Here is an 18,559-nt window from a genome sequence, read left to right as displayed (position 1 = left end):
ACCACATCACCACCGAAATCCGGAACCCGCACCACCTCCACATCCGCGTCCGTGCCGGCGGCGGGCAGCACGACCGGGGTCCAGCGGGGCTCGAACAAGTCGTCGTGCTGGACGGTGGCCGTGGCGCGGCGCAGGGTCAGCGAGCGGACGGTGGCCACCGGCGCACCGGACGGGTCGACCACGGAGACCGCGACGCTGTCGTCGCCGGTGCGGGCGACATGCACACGAACCGCGGAGGCGCCGGTGGCGTGCAGCGTGACGCCCTGCCAGGCGAACGGGACGACGCCGCGTTCCAGGCCGTTGAACGCCGAGACGTGCAGGCAGGCGTCGAGCAGGGCGGGATGCAGACCGTACGCGGCGGAGTCCGCATCGTCGGGCAGGGACACCTCCGCGTACACGTCGTCGCCGTCCTGCCAGGCCGCGCGCAGGCCCTGGAACGTGGGCCCGTACGCGAAACCGCCGGCCGCCAGCTGTGCGTACATGCCCTCCAACGGGACCTCGACGGCCCCGGCCGGCGGCCAGATCTCCGGTGCGGCGTCCGGGGCGTCCTCGCCGGGGGCGAGCAGTCCGGTGGCGTGCGCGATCCAGTCGCCGCCACCCTCGGCACGCGAGCGCACGCCGACCGGCCGGCGGCCGTCGGCGGTAGCCGCGCCGACCCGGATCTGCACCTGGCGGGCGCCGCGGGTGGGCAGGACCAGCGGTGCGGCGATCATCAGCTCGTCGATGTGCCCGCATCCCGCTTCGTCGCCGGCGCGCAACGCCAGCTCGACGAAGGCGGTGCCGGGCAGCAGCACGGAGCCGAGCACGACATGCTCCGCGAGCCACGGCGGTGAGCCGGCCGACAGCCGGCCGGTGAGCAGCAGGTCACCGGCGTCCAGTTCCACGCGGGCGCCCAGCAGCGGATGTCCGGCGATCTCCAGCCCCGCCGCGCCGACGTCCGCGGCACCCGCGCCGGGCGCGGGCCAGTACCGCTCGTGCTGGAACGCGTACGTGGGCAGATCGACCGGATGTCCGCCGGTGACCGGCCAGTCCACCCGCTGCCCGGCGCTGAACAGGGTGGCGACGGCGGTCAGGAAGGTGGTGGTCTCGTCGCGGTCCCGCCGCAGGGTGGGGCTGCCGCCGGCCATGGCGGACAGCACCGCGTCCGGGCCGATCTCGATCAGGCGGTCGGCGTCCGCGGCGGCGACCCCGTCGGCGAAGCGGACGGTCTCCCGGACGTGCCGCACCCAGTACGCGGGATCGGTGAACAGGTCGGTCTCGATCCGCCCGGTGACGTTGGAGACCAGCGGGATCTGCGGCCGGTGCAGGGTGAGGCCGTCGACCACCTGCCGGAAGGCCTCCAGCATCGGGTCCATCAGTGCCGAGTGGAAGGCGTGGCTGACGGTGAGGCGCTTGGTCCGCGTAAAGCCGGCGGCCACCGCCTCCACCGCGGCCGCCGCGCCGGACAGCACGACGGCATCCGGGCCGTTGACCGCCGCGACCGAGACGCCCTCGGCAGCCGGGATGTCCGCCTCGGCGGCTTGCACGGCAACCATCGCCCCACCGGTCGGCAGTTCCTGCATCAGCCGGCCGCGAGCGGAGATCAGCGTGCAGGCGTCTTCCAGACAGAGGACTCCGGCCACGTGCGCGGCGGCGATCTCCCCGACGGAGTGGCCGACGAGGACGTCCGGGACGACCCCGATCGATTCGAGGAGCCGGTAGAGGGCGACCTCGACGGCGAAGATGGCCGGCTGGGCGTTACCGGTGGCGTCCAGGTCCTCCCAGTCGATGTCCAGATGTGCGGTCACCGCGTCGAAGGCCTCGGCGAACACCGGATACCGGGCGTACAGATCCTGGCCCATCCCGGCGCGCTGAGAACCCTGGCCGGTGAACATGGCGGCCGTACGACCGGTCCGCGCCGCGCCGGTCACGACGGCGGCGGACGGCTCACCGGCGGCCAGGGCGCGCAGCGCGGCCACCGCGTCGTCGCGCCCGTCGGCGAGCACCACGGCTCGCTCGTTCAGCAGGGCCCGGGTGGTGAGCAGGGAACGCACCACGTCGACCGGGCGCGGCCCGGTGGTCTCGACGTGGTCGGCGAGGCGGGCCGCCTGCGCGCGCAGTCCCGCCGTGGACTTCGCGGACAGCACCCAGGGCAGCACACCGCCGGGCTCGTCGTCCGGTGCCGCGGACTCGTTGGTGGCTTCCTCGAGGATGACGTGGGCGTTCGTACCGCTGATGCCGAAGGCGGAGACGCCCGCCCGGCGCGGGCGGTCGCCCGCGGCCCAGTCGGTGCGTTCGGTGAGCAGGGAGATCGCACCGGAGGTCCAGTCCACCTCGGAGGTGGGCTGCTCCGCGTGCAGGGTCTGCGGCAGCACCCGGTGGCGCATGGCCATGACCATCTTGATGATGCCCGCGACACCGGCGGCGGCCTGCGGGTGGCCGATGTTCGACTTGATGCCGCCGAGGCGCAGCGGCCGGTCCGCGGGGCGGTCCACGCCGTACGTGCCGAGCAGCGCCTGCGCCTCGATCGGGTCGCCGAGACGGGTGCCGGTGCCGTGTGCCTCGACCACGTCCACGTCGGCGGCGCAGAGCTGGGCGTTGGCCAGCGCCGCCCGGATGACCCGCTGCTGCGAGGGGCCGTTCGGGGCGGTCAGGCCGCTGGACGCGCCGTCGGAGTTGACCGCGGTGCCGCGCACCACCGCCAGGACCTCGTGGCCCAGCCGGCGGGCATCGGAGAGTCGTTCGACGAGCAGGACGCCGACGCCTTCCGCCCAGCCGGTGCCGTCCGCACCCTCGGCGAACGGCTTGCACCGCCCGTCCGGCGACAGGCCCCGCTGCCGGGAGAACTCGACGTAGAGGTCGGTGGTGGGCATGACGGCGACGCCGCCGGCGAAGGCCATCGAGCATTCGCCGGAGCGCAGGGCCCGGACCGCCAGGTGCAGGGCCACCAGCGACGACGAGCAGGCGGTGTCGACGGTGACCGCGGGACCTTCCAGGCCCAGGGCGTACGAGATGCGACCGGAGAGCACACTGACCGCGCCGCCGGTGAGCAGATGCCCGCCGGCCTCCTCCGCCTGGCGCGCCAACTCGCCGTAGTGCGTGTCCGTGCCGCCGACGAAGACACCGGTCCGACTGCCCCGCAGCGAGGCCGGGTCGATCCGGGCGCGCTCCACGGCCTCCCACGCGGACTCCAGCAGCAGGCGCTGCTGGGGGTCCATGGCCAGTGCCTCGCGCGGTGAGATGCCGAACAGGTCGGCGTCGAAGTCGCCGGCCCCGTCGAGGAAACCGCCGCGTTTGACGTAGCTCTTACCCGGCTTGCCGGGTTCCGGGTCGTACAGGTTCGCGACATCCCAGCCGCGGTCGTCCGGCAGGTCGCCGATCGCGTCGACGCCGTCGAACACCAACTGCCAGAGCTGCTCCGGGGTCTGCACGCCGCCGGGGAAGCGGCAGGCCATGCCGACGATGGCGACCGGCTCGGCGTCCCGGGCCTCGACGGACTCCAGCCGCTGCCGGGTGCGCCGCAGGTCGGCGGTCACCAACTTCAGATAGTCGCGGAGTTTGTCCTCGGAGCTGGGCATGTCAGGGAACCTTTCGTTGAGCTGTTCGGCCGCGGCGGGTGGAGTTACGCGCGGCCGAGTTCCCGGTCGATGAGGTCGAAGATCTCGTCGTCGGTGGAGGCGTCCAGGTCGTCGTCCGCGCCGGACGCCACGCCGTCGAGCCTGCGTTGCAGGGCGTTGAGCCGGGCGACGAGCCGGCTCCGGTCGTCCGGGTCCAGGTCGGCCCGGTCGACGTCCGCCTCCAGTCCGGCCAGGCCGGCGAAGACCGAGGTGGCGGCGCTGTCCCCGGGCTGCAGCGCGGCCCGCAACTGGCGGGCCAGTGCCAGCGGGGTGGGATGGTCGAAGATGAGGGTGGTCGGCAGGCGCAGGCCGGTGTCCGCGTTGAGCCGGTTGCGCAGTTCGACCGCGGTGACCGACGACATACCGAGGTCCAGGAAGCCGCGCTCGGCCTCGACCGCGTCGGCGGTGGTGTGCCCGAGGACCGTCGCGACGTGCCCCGAGACCAGCCGGAGCAGCGTCTTCTCCTGCTCCGCCGGGCTGAGCGGGGCCAGCCGATCGGCCAGGGAGTCCTCGGACGGGGCGGTGGCCGCGGTGCGTCGCGGGGCACGGACCAGGCGCCGCAGCAGCGGCGGCGCGTCACCGGACAGGGCCAGCAGCACCGGTACCACCAGCGCCGCGCCGGATGCGACTGCCGCGTCCATCATGGCCATCCCGGTGTCCACGGGGATGGGAACCAGGCCCGCCCGGCTCATCCGGGACACGTCGGCCGCGTCCAGGTCACCGGTCAGTTCGCTGCGTTGCTCCCAGAACCCCCAGGCCAGCGAGGTACCCGGGAGACCGGCGGCGCGCCGGCGAACGGCCAGGTCGTCGAGGATCGCGTTGGCCGCGGCGTAGTTGCCCTGCGCCATCGCGCCGGCCACCCCGGCGAAGGAGGAGAACAGCACGAACTGCCGAAGGTCGCGGCCGCGGGTCAGCTCGTCCAGGTGGATCGCCGCCTGCGCCTTGGGCCGCAGCACGGCGTCGAGGCGGGACGGGGTGAGCGATTCGATCAATCCGTCGTCGAGTACGCCGGCCGCGTGCACGACGCCGGTCAGGTCGTCGATGCCGCCGAGCACGGCGGCGAGCCGGTCCCGGTCGGCCGCATCGCAGGCGACGACGGTGACCTCGGCACCGAGCGCGGCGAGCCGCTCGCGCAGTGCGGCGGCGCCCGGCGCGTCGGGGCCCCGTCGGCTGGTGAGCACCAGCTTCGGTACGCCGTGCGCCCGGACCAGGTGCTCGGCGACGAGCGCGCCGAGCGTGCCGGTGCCACCGGTGATCAGGACAGTGCCGGTGCCCCAGTCCGCCGCCCCGGTGGCCGCGAGCGCCCGGTCCAGCCGCGGCACCGATGCGGCGCCGTCGCGGATCCGGATCTGCGGCTCGTCCGATCCCGACGCGGCGGCGACCAGGCCGTCACCGGGTGCGGCGTCGACGAGCTGGAACCGGCCCGGATGCTCGGACTGCGCGGACCGGATGAGCCCGTGCACGCCCGGATCGGTGGAGACGACGACGAGTTTGCCGCGACGGTCGGCGGCCAGCCACTCCTGGACCTCGGCGAGGGCTTGATGCACGTCGGCTACCGCGCGGACGGTTCCGTCCGGCGTGCCGTCGAGCGTCAGCGGTTCCCACTCGACGTGGTACAGCGGGGCGTTGCCGGCGGGCAGGACGACCTGCTCGGCCGGGGTGAGGACGACCGCGGCCGCGCTGGCCACCAGGGCGCCGGCCGGGTCCACGGCGACCAGGGCCAGGGTGCCGTCTCCGCGGGCGGTGGTCCGGACGGTGAGCTCGGTGGCGCCGGTGGCGTGCACGGTGACGCCGCGCCAGCCGGTCGGCAGGCCCACGCCGGCGAGCGCATCCTGCAACAGGTCCGGGTGCAACCGGAAGCCGGCCGCCTCCGGTACCGATACGCGGATGCCGGCGCCGTCCGCGCTCACCGCGACCGGTTCGCGGGTGAGGTGACCGGTGGCGTGCCGGACCCATGGCAGGCCGGCATCCGGGCGGGAGTGCACGGTCAGTTCGCCGTCGGCGGTGACGACGACCTGCAGCTCCCGGTCGCCGTCGAGGACCAGCGGGGTGCCCTCCTGGAGCTCGGCGACCACCGGCAGGCCGGTCTCGTCCCCGGCGCGGATCGCCCACTCCAGGAAGGCGGTCCCGGGCACCACGACCCGTCGGCCGATGCGGTGCGCGTCCAGCCACGGCTGCGTGGTGACGCCGATCCGGCCGCTGAGCACGGTGGCCGACCCGCCGGCCAGGTGCACGACGGTGTCGAGGCCGGACGGATCATGCCGGGCCCCCGGCTCCAGCCAGTAGCGGTCACGCTGGAAGGCGTAGGTGGGCAACGGCACGATCGGGCCGTCGGTGAGCCGCCAGTCGACGGCGACGCCGCGTACGTGTGCCTCGCCGAGAGACAGCAGCATCCGGTCGCGGGTGCCGTCGTCGCGGCGCAGGGAGCCGATCACCACCGCGTCGGTGCCGGCGGCCGCGGCGGTGTCCTCGATGCTGCCGCCCAGCACCGGGTGCGGGCTGCACTCGACGAACACGTCGTGGCCCTCGGCGAGGAGCCCGGTCACCGATTCCTCGAGCCGCACCGTACGGCGCAGGTTCTCGTACCAGTACTCGGCGTGCAGGTCGGTGTCGTCCGCCCAGCCGGCCGTGACGGTGGACCGGAGCGGAAGGTCGCCGGGCCGCGGGCGCACGTCCGCCAGTTCGGCGAGCAGCACCTCGCGGAGGCGTTCCACCTGCGCGGAGTGCGAGGCGTAGTCGACCGGGATGCGCCGGGCCCGCAGGCCGTCCGCGACACAGCCCGCGACCAGCTCGTCGATGGCGGCGGCATCGCCCGAGACGACGACGGTGCCGGGGCCGTTGACCGCGGCGACCGAGAGCCCGTCGTAGCCGGCCAGGCGGGCCTGCACGTCGGCGTGCGGCGCGGCGACCGACGCCATCGCGCCGAGGCCGGACAGCATGCCCGCGATGGCGCGACTGCGCAGGGCGACCACTTTCGCGCCGTCGGCCAGCGACAGGGCGCCGCTGACACAGGCCGCGGCGATCTCACCCTGGGAGTGGCCGAGCACGGCCGCCGGGCGTACGCCGTGCGCCTGCCACACCGCGGCCAGCGAGACCATCACCGCCCAGAGTGCGGGCTGCACCACGTCGACCCGGTCCAGCAGGTCGGCGTCGGCGAGCGCGCCGGCGAGCGACCAGTCGGTGTACGGGGCGAGCGCCTCGGCACACTCCGACAGGCGGCCCGCGAAGACCGGATCGGCCAGCAGTTCGCGGCCCATGCCGGCCCACTGGGCACCCTGGCCGGGGAAGACGAACACGACCCGGCGGTCCCGGGCAGCGGCGGAGCCCGTGACCACGCGCGGGTCGGGGGTGCCGTCCACGTACGCCCGGAGTGCTTCCGCGGGGTTGTCGCCGATCGCCACGAGGCGCTTCTCGTGCAGGGTCCGCGTACCCACCAGGGAGCGGGCGACGGTGGCCGGGTTCCCGGGCCACCGCAGCAGCGCCTCGGCCTGACCGCGCAGGGCGCGCTCGGAGCGCGCCGAGAGCACCCAGGGCACCGGGCCGGTGACGGTCTCCTCGCCGCTGGGCTCCTCGGCGGAAGGCGCCTCCTCCAGGATGACGTGGGCGTTGGTGCCGGAGATGCCGAACGACGACACCCCGGCACGCCGGGTTCGCCCGCCCGCCGGCCACGCCACCGGCTCGCGCAGCAGGCTGACCGCGTCGGTCCAGTCCACGTGCGGAGTGGGCGCGTCCAGGTGCAGGCTGCGGGGCAGCTCAGCGTGGCGCAGCGCGAGAACCATCTTCATGATCCCCGCGATGCCGGCCGCCGCCTGGGTGTGGCCGATGTTCGACTTCACCGAGCCGAGATGCAGTGGCCGGTCGCCGGCGCGGTCCCGCCCGTACGTGGCGAGCAGCGCCTGCGCCTCGATCGGGTCGCCGAGGCGGGTGCCGGTGCCGTGCGCCTCGATGGCGTCGACGTCCTGCGGCGCCAGCCCGGCGGAGGCCAGCGCCGCCATGATGACTCGCTGCTGGGAGGGGCCGTTCGGGGCGCTCAGGCCGTTCGAGGCGCCGTCGGAGTTGACCGCCGAGCCGCGTACCACCGCCAGGATCCGGTGGCCGTTGCGGCGCGCGTCGGCCAGCCGCTCCACCAGCAGCAGGCCGGCGCCCTCGGAGAAGCCCGCGCCGTCCGCCGCGGCCGCGAACGGCTTGCAGCGCCCGTCCATCGACAGACCCCGCTGCCGGGCGAAGTCGACGATGATCCGCGGCGAGGTCATCACCGTGACGCCGCCGGCCAGTGCCAGCTCGCACTCACCGGCGCGCAGGGCGGTGACCGCCATGTGCAGCGCCACCAGCGACGACGAGCACGCGGTGTCGACGGTGACCGCCGGACCCTCCAGGCCGAAGGTGTAGGCGACCCGGCCGGACACCACGCTCATCGCGTTGCCGTTGTTGATGTACGGAGCCAGCTCCTCGGGCACGTCCGGCACCCGGGACAGGTAGTCGCTGGACGACACTCCGGCGAAGACGCCGACCGGGCGGCCGCGTACCGAGCGCACGTCGATGCCGGCACGCTCGAACAGCTCCCACGCGGTCTCCAGCAGGATCCGCTGTTGCGGGTCCATGGCCAGGGCCTCGCGTGGCGAGATGCCGAAGAAGCCGGCGTCGAAGTCGGCCACCGCGTCGAGGAAGCCGCCTTGCCGGGTACGCGACGAGCCGGGGCTGTCCGGGACCGCGTCGTACAGCCCGTCCAGGTCCCAGCCCCGGTCGGCGGGGAAGGCGGCGACACCGTCGCGGCCATCCGCCAGCATCGCCCAGAGGTCCTCCGGGGAGCGGACGCCGCCGGGCAGGCGGCACGCCATCGCGACGATGGCGATCGGCTCGTCGTCGCCGGCTGCGGCCGGAGCGGGCGCGGCCGCCGGTGCGGACCCGTCGGTGAGCTCCGTGAGCAGGTGGGCGGTGAGCGCCTCGGGGGTGGGGTGGTCGAACACCAGGGTGGCGGGCAGCCGCAGGCCGGTGGCGGCGGCCAGCCGGTTGCGCAGCTCGACCGCGGTCAGCGAATCGAAGCCGAGGTCACGGAACGCCTGGTCCGCATCGATCGCGGTGCCGCCGGCGTGGCCCAGCACGGCCGCGGCGGACGAGGCGACCAGGTCCAGCAGCACGCCGCGACGGTCCCCGGGCCGCAGCCCGACGAGCCGCTGCCGCAGGTCCCCGGTACCGGCCGCGGCACCGGCACGACGGCGGACGGTCGCACCGAACAACCCGCGCAGGATCGCCGGCACCTCGGCCCGGGGCCGGGCGCGCAGCCCGGCGGTGTCGAGCCGGACCGGCACGAGCAGCGCGCGGCGAGCGGCCAGCGCGGCGTCGAACAACGCCAGACCGTCGTCGGTGGACAGCTCCAGGCCACCGTGCCGGCGGGATCGGGACTTGTCGGCCACGGCGAGGTGCCGCGTCATCCCGCTGGCCTGTGCCCACAGCCCCCAGGCAAGGGAGGTGCCGGGCAGTCCGGCCGTGCGGCGGCGCTGCGCCAGAGCGTCCAGGAACGCGTTCGCCGCGGCGTAGTTGCCCTGGCCGGGCGAGCCGAACACACCGGCCGCCGAGGAGAAGAACACCATGTCGGCGAGGTCCAGGCCTCGGGTCAGTTCGTCGAGATGACGGGCGGCGTCGGCCTTCGGGCGCATGACCGCGCGGATGCGGCCGGGGGTGAGCGAGTCGACGGTGCCGTCGTCGAGCAGGCCCGCCGCGTGCACCACCGCGGTCAACGGGTGGTCCGCGTCGACCAGCGCCAGCAGGGCGGCGACGTCGTCGCAGTTCGCGACGTCGGCGGCGGCCACGGTGACCGTGGCGCCGGCCGCGGTCAGCTCGGCGGACAGCGTACGGGCGCCCGGGGCGTCGAGGCCGCGGCGGCCGGCCAGCAGCAGGTGCCGCACGCCGTGCCGGGCGACCAGGTGCCGGGCCAGCAGGCCGCCGAGTTCGCCGGTGCCTCCGGTGATCAGGACGGTGCCGTCGGAGTCCCAGGCGACCGGGACGGTCAGCACCACCTTGCCGGTGTGCCGGGCCTGCGCCATGAACCGGAACGCGTCGCGCGCGTGCTGGACGTCCCAGGCAGCGATCGGCAGCGGATGCAGGGCACCGGCCTCGAAGAGGGCCATCAGCTCGGCGAGCATCTCGCCGATGCGTTCCGGACCCGCCTCGATCAGGTCGAACGACCGGTAGGCGACGCCGCGTCCGGCCCGGATCGGCTCCGGGTCGCGGATGTCGGTCTTGCCCATCTCGATGAACCGGCCGCCGTCGCCGAGCAGCCCCAGCGAGGCGTCCACGAAGTCACCGGCGAGGGAGTTCAGCACCACGTCGACGCCGCCGGCGAACACCCGGGCGAAGTCGAGGGTGCGGGAGTCGGCGAGGTGCGCGTCGTCGAAGCCGTCGGCGCGCAACAGGTGCTGCTTGGCCGTACCGGCGGTGCCGAAGACGTCGGCGCCGAGGTGCCGGGCGATCTGGGTGGCCGCCATGCCGACGCCGCCGGTGGCGGCGTGCACCAGGATCCGCTCACCGGCGGTGAGGCCGGCGAGGTCCCCCAGCGCGTACCAGGCGGTGAGGAAGGCGACCGGTACGGCGGCGGCCTGGGCGAAGGTCCAGTGCGCGGGGAAGGTGGACAGCACCCGGTGGTCGGCGACCGCGTGGGTGCCGAAGCCCCCGGTGATCATGCCCGTCACCCGGTCGCCCGGGGCGAGCGCGGTGACGTCGTCCGCGACCTCGAGAACCACCCCGGCCGCCTCCGAGCCGAGGTACCGGGCGCCGCCCGGATACATGCCCAGGGCGTTGAGGACGTCGCGGAAGTTGAGACCGGCCGCCCGTACGGCGATCCGGACCTGGCCCGGCCCGAGCGGCTCCAGGGTGTCCGGTGCGGGGACGACGGCCAGGTTGTCGACCGTACCCTTGGTGGGTATGTCGAGACGCCAGGGTCGGGTGGGGTCATCGGCGGTGAGGCCGTCACCGACCCGTTCCAGCCGCGGCACGAAGCCCTCCCCGCGCCGGACGATCAGCTGCGGTTCGCCGGTGGCGATCAGGCGGGGCAGCGCGTCCGCGGAGGCCGGGGAGTCGTCCAGGTCGACGAGGACGATGCGGTCCGGGTGCTCCGACTGCGCGGAGCGGACCAGGCCCCAGACGGCGGCGGCGTCCAGATCGGTGACGGTGTCCCCTGCCCCGTTGCGGGTGACCACGACGAGCCGGTCGTGCCCGGCCTGGAGCTCGTCCAGGATGCTGACCGGGTCGCCGGCATGGACCATCGTGTAGTCGGTGGCCGGCTCGGCGGCGGGCGGCAGCGCGTTCCACCCCACCTGGTAGAGGGAGTCGACCTGCCGCGCCGGTGCCGCGACCGGACGGACCGCCAGGGTCTCGATGTCCGCGACCGGGTTGCCGGTGCCGTCGGCCAGGTGGACGGTGATGGAGTCCGGGCCGGCGCCGGTGATCCGGACCCGCAGCGTGGTGGCGCCGGTGGCGTACAGCGACACTCCGGACCAGGAGAACGGCATGCCGGCGCCGTCCGCGACGGACAGCGGGCCGAGCGTGGCCGGGTGCAGGGCGGCGTCGAGCAGGGCCGGATGCAGCCCGAAGGAGGCCGCGTCGGCCTCCGGCAGCGCGACGTCGGCGAGGATGTCGTCGCCGCTGCGCCAGGCGGCGCGTACGCCCTGGAAGGCGGGCCCGTAGCCATATCCGGCGTCGTGCAGCCGGGCGTAGAGGTCGCTCACGTCGAGGGCCTCGGCGCCGGCCGGCGGCCACGCCGGGTCCATCGGCGCGGGCACGGGTCCGGTGGCCGAGAGACTGCCGGTGGCGTGCAGGGTCCACGCGTCGGCGGTCCGCGAGTGCAGGGTGACCGGTCGCAGACCGGCCTCGTCCGGGGCGTCCACGGTGATCTGGATCTGCACCGCGCCGCGCTGCGGGACGAGCACCGGCGCGTGCAGGATCAGCTCCTCGATGCGCCCGCAGCCGACCTCGTCGCCGACCCGGATGACCGCCTCGACCAGGGCCGCACCGGGCACCAGCACGGTGCCGGCGAGGACGTGGTCGGCGAGCCACGGGTGGGTACGCAGCGACCAGTCGGCGGTCACCACCAGGCCGTCGGCGCGGGCCAGGCGTACGGCCGCGCCGAGCATCGGGTGGTGCAGCGCGCCCGGTCCGGCCGGGGCGACGATCCGCGGCCAGAACCGCCGGCGGGTGAAGGCGTAGCTGGGCAGCGCCACCCGGGCGGCGCCGGGGAACAGGGTGTCCGGGTCGATCCGGACCCCGTGGTCGCGGGCATCGGCGAGCGCGGCGCGGAACCGGGTGAGTCCGCCCTCGTCGCGGCGCAGGGTGCCGAGGGCGGTCGCGGCGATCCCGCTGTCCTCGACGGTCTCCCGCAGTCCCGAGGTGACCACCGGGTGCGCGCTGACCTCCAGGAAGACGCGGTGGCCGGCGGCGAGCAGGGCGCGGGTGGTGCGCTCGAACTCGACGGTCTGCCGCAGGTTGCGGTACCAGTAGGCGGCATCCAGCCCGGCGGTGTCGGCCGGCTCGCCGGTGACGGTGGACCAGAACGGGATGTCGCCGGCGCGCGGGCGGATCGGGGCCAGCACGTCGAGCAGTTCCGCCTCGATGCTCTCCACCTGCGCGGAGTGCGAGGCGTAGTCGACGTCGATGCGCCGGGCGCGGATGCCGTCGGCGGTACAGGCGGCGATCAGCTCGTCCAGGGCGACCGGATCGCCGGCCACCACGGCGGAGTGCGGACCGTTGACGGTGGCGACGGACAACAGATCGCCCCAGCCGGCGATCCGCTCGCGGACCTCGGTCACCGGACGGCCGATCGACGCCATGCCACCCCGGCCGGCCAGCGCGGTGAGGGCCTTGCTGCGCAACGCGACGACCAGGGCGGCGTCCTCGAGGCTCAGTGCCCCGGCCACGCAGGCGGCGGCGATCTCGCCCTGGGAGTGGCCGACGACGGCGGCCGGTTCCACGCCGTGCGCGCGCCACAGCTCTGCGAGCGACACCATCACCGCCCACAGCGCGGGCTGCACCACGTCGACCCGGTCGAGGTCGCCCGTACGGAGCACCTCCACCAGGTCCCAGCCGGTGTACGGGCGCAGCGCGGCCCCGCACTCGCGGAGCTTCGCGGCGAAGATCGGGGACTCGTCGAGCAGTCCGAGCGCCATGCCCGTCCACTGTGAGCCCTGCCCGGGAAACACGAAGACGGGCTTCTCGTCGCTCTCGGCGACAGGGGTCTCGACGGACGGGGTCCCGGCGAGCTCTTCGAGCGCGGCGACGAGTCCGGTGCGGCCGGTAGCCACCACCGAACCGCGGTGCGGCAGCGCCGCGCGGGTGGTGAGCAGCGAGTATGCGATGTCGCGCGGATCGTCCGTGGCGTCGCGCAGGTGCACGGCGAGCTTGGCCGCCTGTGCCCGCACCCCCTGCGCGCTGCGGGCGGACAGCATCAGCGGCAGAGGACCGTCCGCCGGCGGCGTCACCGCGGCGGGCGCGCTCGGAGCCTCCTCGATGATGACGTGCGCGTTGGTGCCGGAGATGCCGAACGACGAGACCCCGGCACGCCGGATCCGCTCCCCCGCCGGCCACGGCGTGGACTCGGCGAGCAGCGCGACCGTGCCGTCGCCCCAGTCCACGTGCGGCGTGGGCGCGTCCAGGTGCAGGGTGCGCGGCAGCACGCCGTGGCGCATGGCGAGGACCATCTTCAGCACGCCGGCCACGCCGGCGGCGGCCTGGGTGTGCCCGATGTTCGACTTGACCGCGCCCAGGCGCAGCGGCTCGGTCCGGTCCCGGCCGTACGTGGCGATCAGGGCCTGCGCCTCGATGAGGTCGCCGAGCTTCGTGCCGGTGCCGTGCGCCTCGACCGCGCAGACGTCGGCGGCGGTGAGGCCGGCGTTGGCGAGGGCCTGCCGGATGACGCGCTGCTGCGAGGGGCCGTGCGGAGCGGTGAGCCCGTTGGAGGCGCCGTCGGAGTTGACCGCCGAGCCGCGGACGACGGCGAGGACCTCGTGGCCGTTAGCCCGGGCGTCGGAGAGCCGCTCGAGCAGTACCAGACCGACGCCTTCCGCCCAGCCGGTGCCGTCGGCCGCGGCCGCGAACGGCTTGCACCGCCCGTCCGGGGCAAGGCCACGCTGGCGGGAGAACTCGACGAACGCGTACGGCGTGGACATGACCGTGACCCCGCCGGCCAGCGCCAGATCGCACTCACCGGTACGCAGCGAGTTGACCGCCATGTGCAGGGCCACCAGCGACGACGAGCAGGCGGTGTCGACCGAGACCGCCGGGCCCTCGAAGCCGAACGTGTAGGCGACCCGGCCGGACAGCACACTCATCGCGTTGCCGGTGAGCAGATGCCCGGCGACCTCGTCGGCGCTGTCCGCGATGACGCTCTGGTAGTCGTTGGAGTTGACGCCGGCGAAGACACCGGTGGCACTGCCGCGGGTCGACTCCGGGTCGATCCCGGCGCGTTCCAGCAACTCCCAGGACGTCTCGAGCAGCAGCCGCTGCTGCGGGTCCATGGCCAGCGCCTCGCGCGGCGAGATGCCGAAGAAGCCGTGGTCGAAGCCGGCCACGTCGGTGAGGAAGCCGCCTTCGCGGGCGTACGTGGTGCCCTGGTGGTCCGGGTCCGGGTCGTAGAGCCGGTCGGTGTCCCAGCCGCGGTCCTCGGGGAAGCCGGTGATGCCGTCGCGCCCGTCGGCGAGCAGCGCCCAGAAGTCCTCGGGAGAGGCGACGCCGCCCGGGAGGCGACACGCCATCGAGACGATCGCGATCGGCTCGTCGGAGGCGGCGGCCGCGCTGACCGGATTCGCGGTGGCGTCCCCGGTGGTCTCGGCGTGCAGGAACGCCGCCACCGCAGCGGCGGTGGGGTGGTCGAAGAGCAGTGTCGCGGGCAGCTTGCGCCCGGTCGCCGCGGCCAGCCGGTTCCGCAGCTCCACCGCGGTGAGGGAGTCGAAGCCGAGGTCGCGGAAGGCACGGCCGGCGTCGATGCCGTCGGCGCTGCCGTGACCCAGGACGGCGGCCACCTGCTCACGGACCAGGCCGAGCAGGTCGCGGTCGGCGGGGGCCGCCGGGGTGGGTCGGGCCGGCGCCTGGTACACGTCGGCGAAGAGCGGGTTGGGCCGCGAAGCGGTCATCGCGGCGCCGTAGCCCGGCCAGTCGATGTCCGCGACGGTGACCGTGGCCCGGCCCGAGACGACCGCGTCCTGCACGGCGGCGAGGGCCCGGCGCGGGTCGAGCAGGCGCAGCCCGGCGCGGCGGGCGGCGGCGTCGGCGGCGTGGCCGGCCGCCATGCCGGCCGCCCACGGCCCGAACGAGACGGAGGTGGCCGGTTTGCCGGCGGCACGGCGGCGTTCCGCGAGCGCGTCGAGGCCGGCATTGGCGGCCGCGTAGTTCGCCTGGCCATGGTTGCCGATGCTGCCCGCGATGGACGAGAACAGCACGAACATGTCCAGGTCGCCGGCCAGCTCGTCGAGGTACTGGGCGGCGTGTGCCTTGGCGCGCAGCACGGTGTGCAGTTTCGCCGGGGTGAGCCCGGTGAGCAGCCCGTCGTCCAGGACGCCGGCGGCGTGCACGACGCCGTCCAGGTCGAGGCCGTCGAGCAGCGCCGCGAGGGCGTCGCGGTCGGCCACGTCGCAGGCGACCACGCTGACCCGTTCGTCGGCGGCGAGCTCGTGCGCCCCGGGGGCGGCCGGGCCGCGGCGGCCGGCGAGGATCAGCCGGCTCGTGCCGTGGTCGAGCAGCCAGCGGGCCACGTGCGCGCCGAGCGCGCCGGTGCCGCCGGTGACCAGCACGGTGGCCGGGGCGGTCCAGGTCGCAGCGGCCGCCGGCCGGGTGCGGCGCAGGCGGCGACCCAGCACGCCGGCGGCCCGGATCGCGACCTGGTCCTCGGAGCCGCCGAGCAGGCCGGCGAGCGCGTCCACCGCAGTGGGATCCACGGTGGCTGGCAGGTCGATCAGTCCGCCCCACCGCTGCGGGAGTTCCAGGGCGGCGACCCGGCCGAGCCCCCAGATCCGCGCCTGGGCCGGATCGGCGGTCTCGGTGGGGGTCGTGGCGAGCGCACCGCGGGTGGCGCACCACAGCGGGGCGTCCAGGTCCAGGCGGTCCAGCGTCTGCAGCAGCTCGGTGGCGTGCCACAGCGCGTCCGGGTCGCCGTCGAGCAGGGCCAGCACGCCGTCGAGCGGGCCGGCGTCGGCGAGAGCGCCGGTGACGACCTCGACGCCGCGGGCCGTGAGGGCCTCGGCCACGCCGCCGAAGAGCTCGGTGTCCTGGTGGATCACCAGCCAGCGGCCGGTGGGCGTCCCGTCCGGGATGATCGGCGCCCAGTCGACGTCATACGTGAGCGCATCGCCGGCCGGCGGCATCAGCCAGAACGACTCCTCCTGGAAGGCGTACGTGGGCAGGCCGATCGTGCGGTGCCGGCCGAGGACGGCGGTCCAGTCCAGCCGGACCCCGGCCACGTGCAGTGCGCCGATCCCGGCGTAGAGGGCGGTGACGTCGTCGCGGTCGCGGCGCTGCAACGCGGCCACGACCGGGGCGTGCCCGGCCGACTCGCTGATCATCGCGGCGAGGGTGCCGGTCGGGCCGGCCTCGGCGAACGCGGTGACGCCGAACTCCTCGGCGGCGCGGACCGCGTCGCGCAAGAGCACCGGCCGCCGGACCTGCTCCACCCAGTATTCCGGGGTACTGAACTCGGGCCCGGCGAGCGCACCCGTGACCGTGGAGACCACCGGCACGGTGGCCGGGGCGAAGCTGAGGCCGGCGACGACCGCGCGGAAGTCGTCCAGCATCGGTTCCATCAGCGCCGAGTGGAAGGCGTGGCTCACGGTGAGCCGCTTGGTACGGCCGAAGCCCTGCGTGTAGGCAAGGACGGCCTGCGCCGGTCCCGACAGCACCACGGAGTCCGGCCCGTTGACCGCCGCGACCTCGACGCCCTCGGGCAGTTCGAGCGCGTCCGGATCCGCCTGGACGGCGACCATCACCCCGCCGGCCGGCAGTGCCTGCATGAGCCGGCCGCGGGCGGCCACCAGCGTGCACGCATCGTCCAGGGACAGCACACCGGCGATGTGCGCGGCGGCGATCTCGCCGATCGAGTGGCCGCCGACCAGCGCCGGCCGGATCCCCCACGATTCGAGCAGGCGGTAGAGGGCGACTTCGAAGGCGAACAGCGCCGGCTGGGAGTTCCCGGTCGAGTCCAGGTCCTCCCAGTCGATGGTCAACCGGTCGCAGGCCCGGTCGAACGCCGCCTCGAACACCGGGAACCGGTCGGCGAGCTCGCGGCCCATGCCGGCGCGCTGCGAACCCTGCCCGGCGAAGAGGACCGCGAGGCTCTGCTTGGTCGCGGCCCGGGTGCTGCCGCGGCCCTCGGCCAGGGCGGACAGACCGGCCCGCCGGTCGCCGGTGACGACGGCACGGTGTGCCAGCAGGGCGCGGCTGGTGGCCAGCGAGTACGCCACGTCGTCACCGCCGTCGGCACAGCCGGCGAGGCGGGCGGCCTGGGCCCGTAGGGCCTGCTCGCTGCCGGCCGACAGCAGCCAGGGAAGCCCGGTGTCGGCGGACGGCTCGACCGGTGCGGGCGGCTCGACGCTCTCGATGATGGCGTGCGCGTTGGTGCCGCTGACCCCGAAGGACGACACAGCGGCCCGGCGGGGGCGGTCCACCGCGGGCCAGGGCTCCGCGGCGGTGAGCAGGCGGGCGTCGCCGGCCGTCCAGTCCACGTGCGGGGTGGGAGCGTCGGTGTGCAGAGTGGCCGGGAGCCGGCCGTGCTGCATGGCGAGGACCATCTTGATCACACCGCCGACGCCGGCCGCCGCCTGGGTGTGACCGAGGTTGGACTTGAGCGAGCCGATCAGCACCGGACGCTCCGGACGCTGCTGTCCGTACGTGGCGAGCAGGGCCGTCGCCTCGATGGGGTCGCCGAGCCGGGTGCCGGTGCCGTGCGCCTCGACCGCGTCGACGTCGGTGGCGGCCAGGCCGGCGTCGGCCAGCGCGGCCCGGATGACCCGCTGCTGGGACGGGCCGTTCGGCGCGGTCAGGCCGTTGGACGCGCCGTCGGAGTTGACCGCGGTGCCGCGGATCACCGCGAGCACCGGATGGCCGTGGCGGCGAGCGTCGGACAGGCGCTCGACGAGCAGCATGCCGACGCCCTCGGCCCAGCCGGTGCCGTCGGCCGCGGCGGCGAACGGCTTGCACCGCCCGTCCGGGGCGAGACCCTGCTGGCGGGAGAACTCCAGGAACATCTGCGGGGTCGACATGATCGTGGCGCCGCCGGTCAGGGCCAGGTCCGACTCCCCCGAGCGCAGCGAGCGGACGGCCAGGTGCAGTGCGACCAGTGACGACGAGCACGCGGTGTCGACCGAGATGGCCGGGCCCTGCAGACCCAGCACATAGGAGATGCGTCCCGACGACACACTGACCGCGTTGCCGGTGAGCAGGTGACCGCCGGCCTCCTCGTGACCGCGGCCACCCGTGGTGTCGTAGCCGCCGTGGCCGGTGCCGACGAAGACGCCGGTGGCGGTGCCGGCGAGCGAGAGCGGGTCGATGCCGCCCCGTTCCAGCGTCTCCCAGGCGACCTGGAGCAGCAGCCGCTGCTGCGGGTCCATGGCCAGCGCCTCGCGCGGCGAGATGCCGAAGACGGCCGGGTCGAAGCGGTCCGCGTCGTGCAGGAACCCGCCCTCGGTGCTGTAGGTGGTGCCCTGGTGCGCCGGGTCCGGGTGGTAGAGGGACCCGAGGTCCCAGCCGCGGTTGCGGGGGAAGCCGGACACCGCGTCCACCCCGGCGTCGACAAGCTCCCACAGGTCCTCGGGTGTCCGTACGCCACCGGGATACCGGCAGCCGGCCGCCACGATGGCGATCGGCTCGTGCTCCCGCTCGGTGACCTCGCGCAGTTGTTCCCGGCTGTCCTGCAGATCCGCGATCGCCCGCTTGAGGTATTCGCGGAGCTTCTCCTCGTTCGACACCGGCAGCCTCTCGAGTACGGG

At 74.8% G+C, this 18,559-nt stretch carries 2 protein-coding genes; both read right to left on the bottom strand.

The window, feature by feature from the left end:
- On the bottom strand, positions 1 to 3,557 hold a 3,557-nt coding region (locus IEY99_RS33590; RefSeq protein WP_189208163.1), incomplete at its 3' end, for a type I polyketide synthase.
- A 44-nt stretch (positions 3,558 to 3,601) separates the two neighbouring features.
- On the bottom strand, positions 3,602 to 18,538 hold the full coding sequence (locus IEY99_RS35040; RefSeq protein WP_189208162.1) for a type I polyketide synthase: 14,937 nt from the start codon (positions 18,536 to 18,538) through the stop codon (positions 3,602 to 3,604).
- Positions 18,539 to 18,559 lie beyond the last annotated feature (21 nt).

Origin of the sequence: Couchioplanes azureus, assembly GCF_014648355.1 — a bacterium.
Classification (GTDB): domain Bacteria; phylum Actinomycetota; class Actinomycetes; order Mycobacteriales; family Micromonosporaceae; genus Actinoplanes; species Actinoplanes azureus.
Note: the sequence above shows the minus strand (reverse complement) of the source record. Positions and strands in the feature narration are given on the sequence as shown.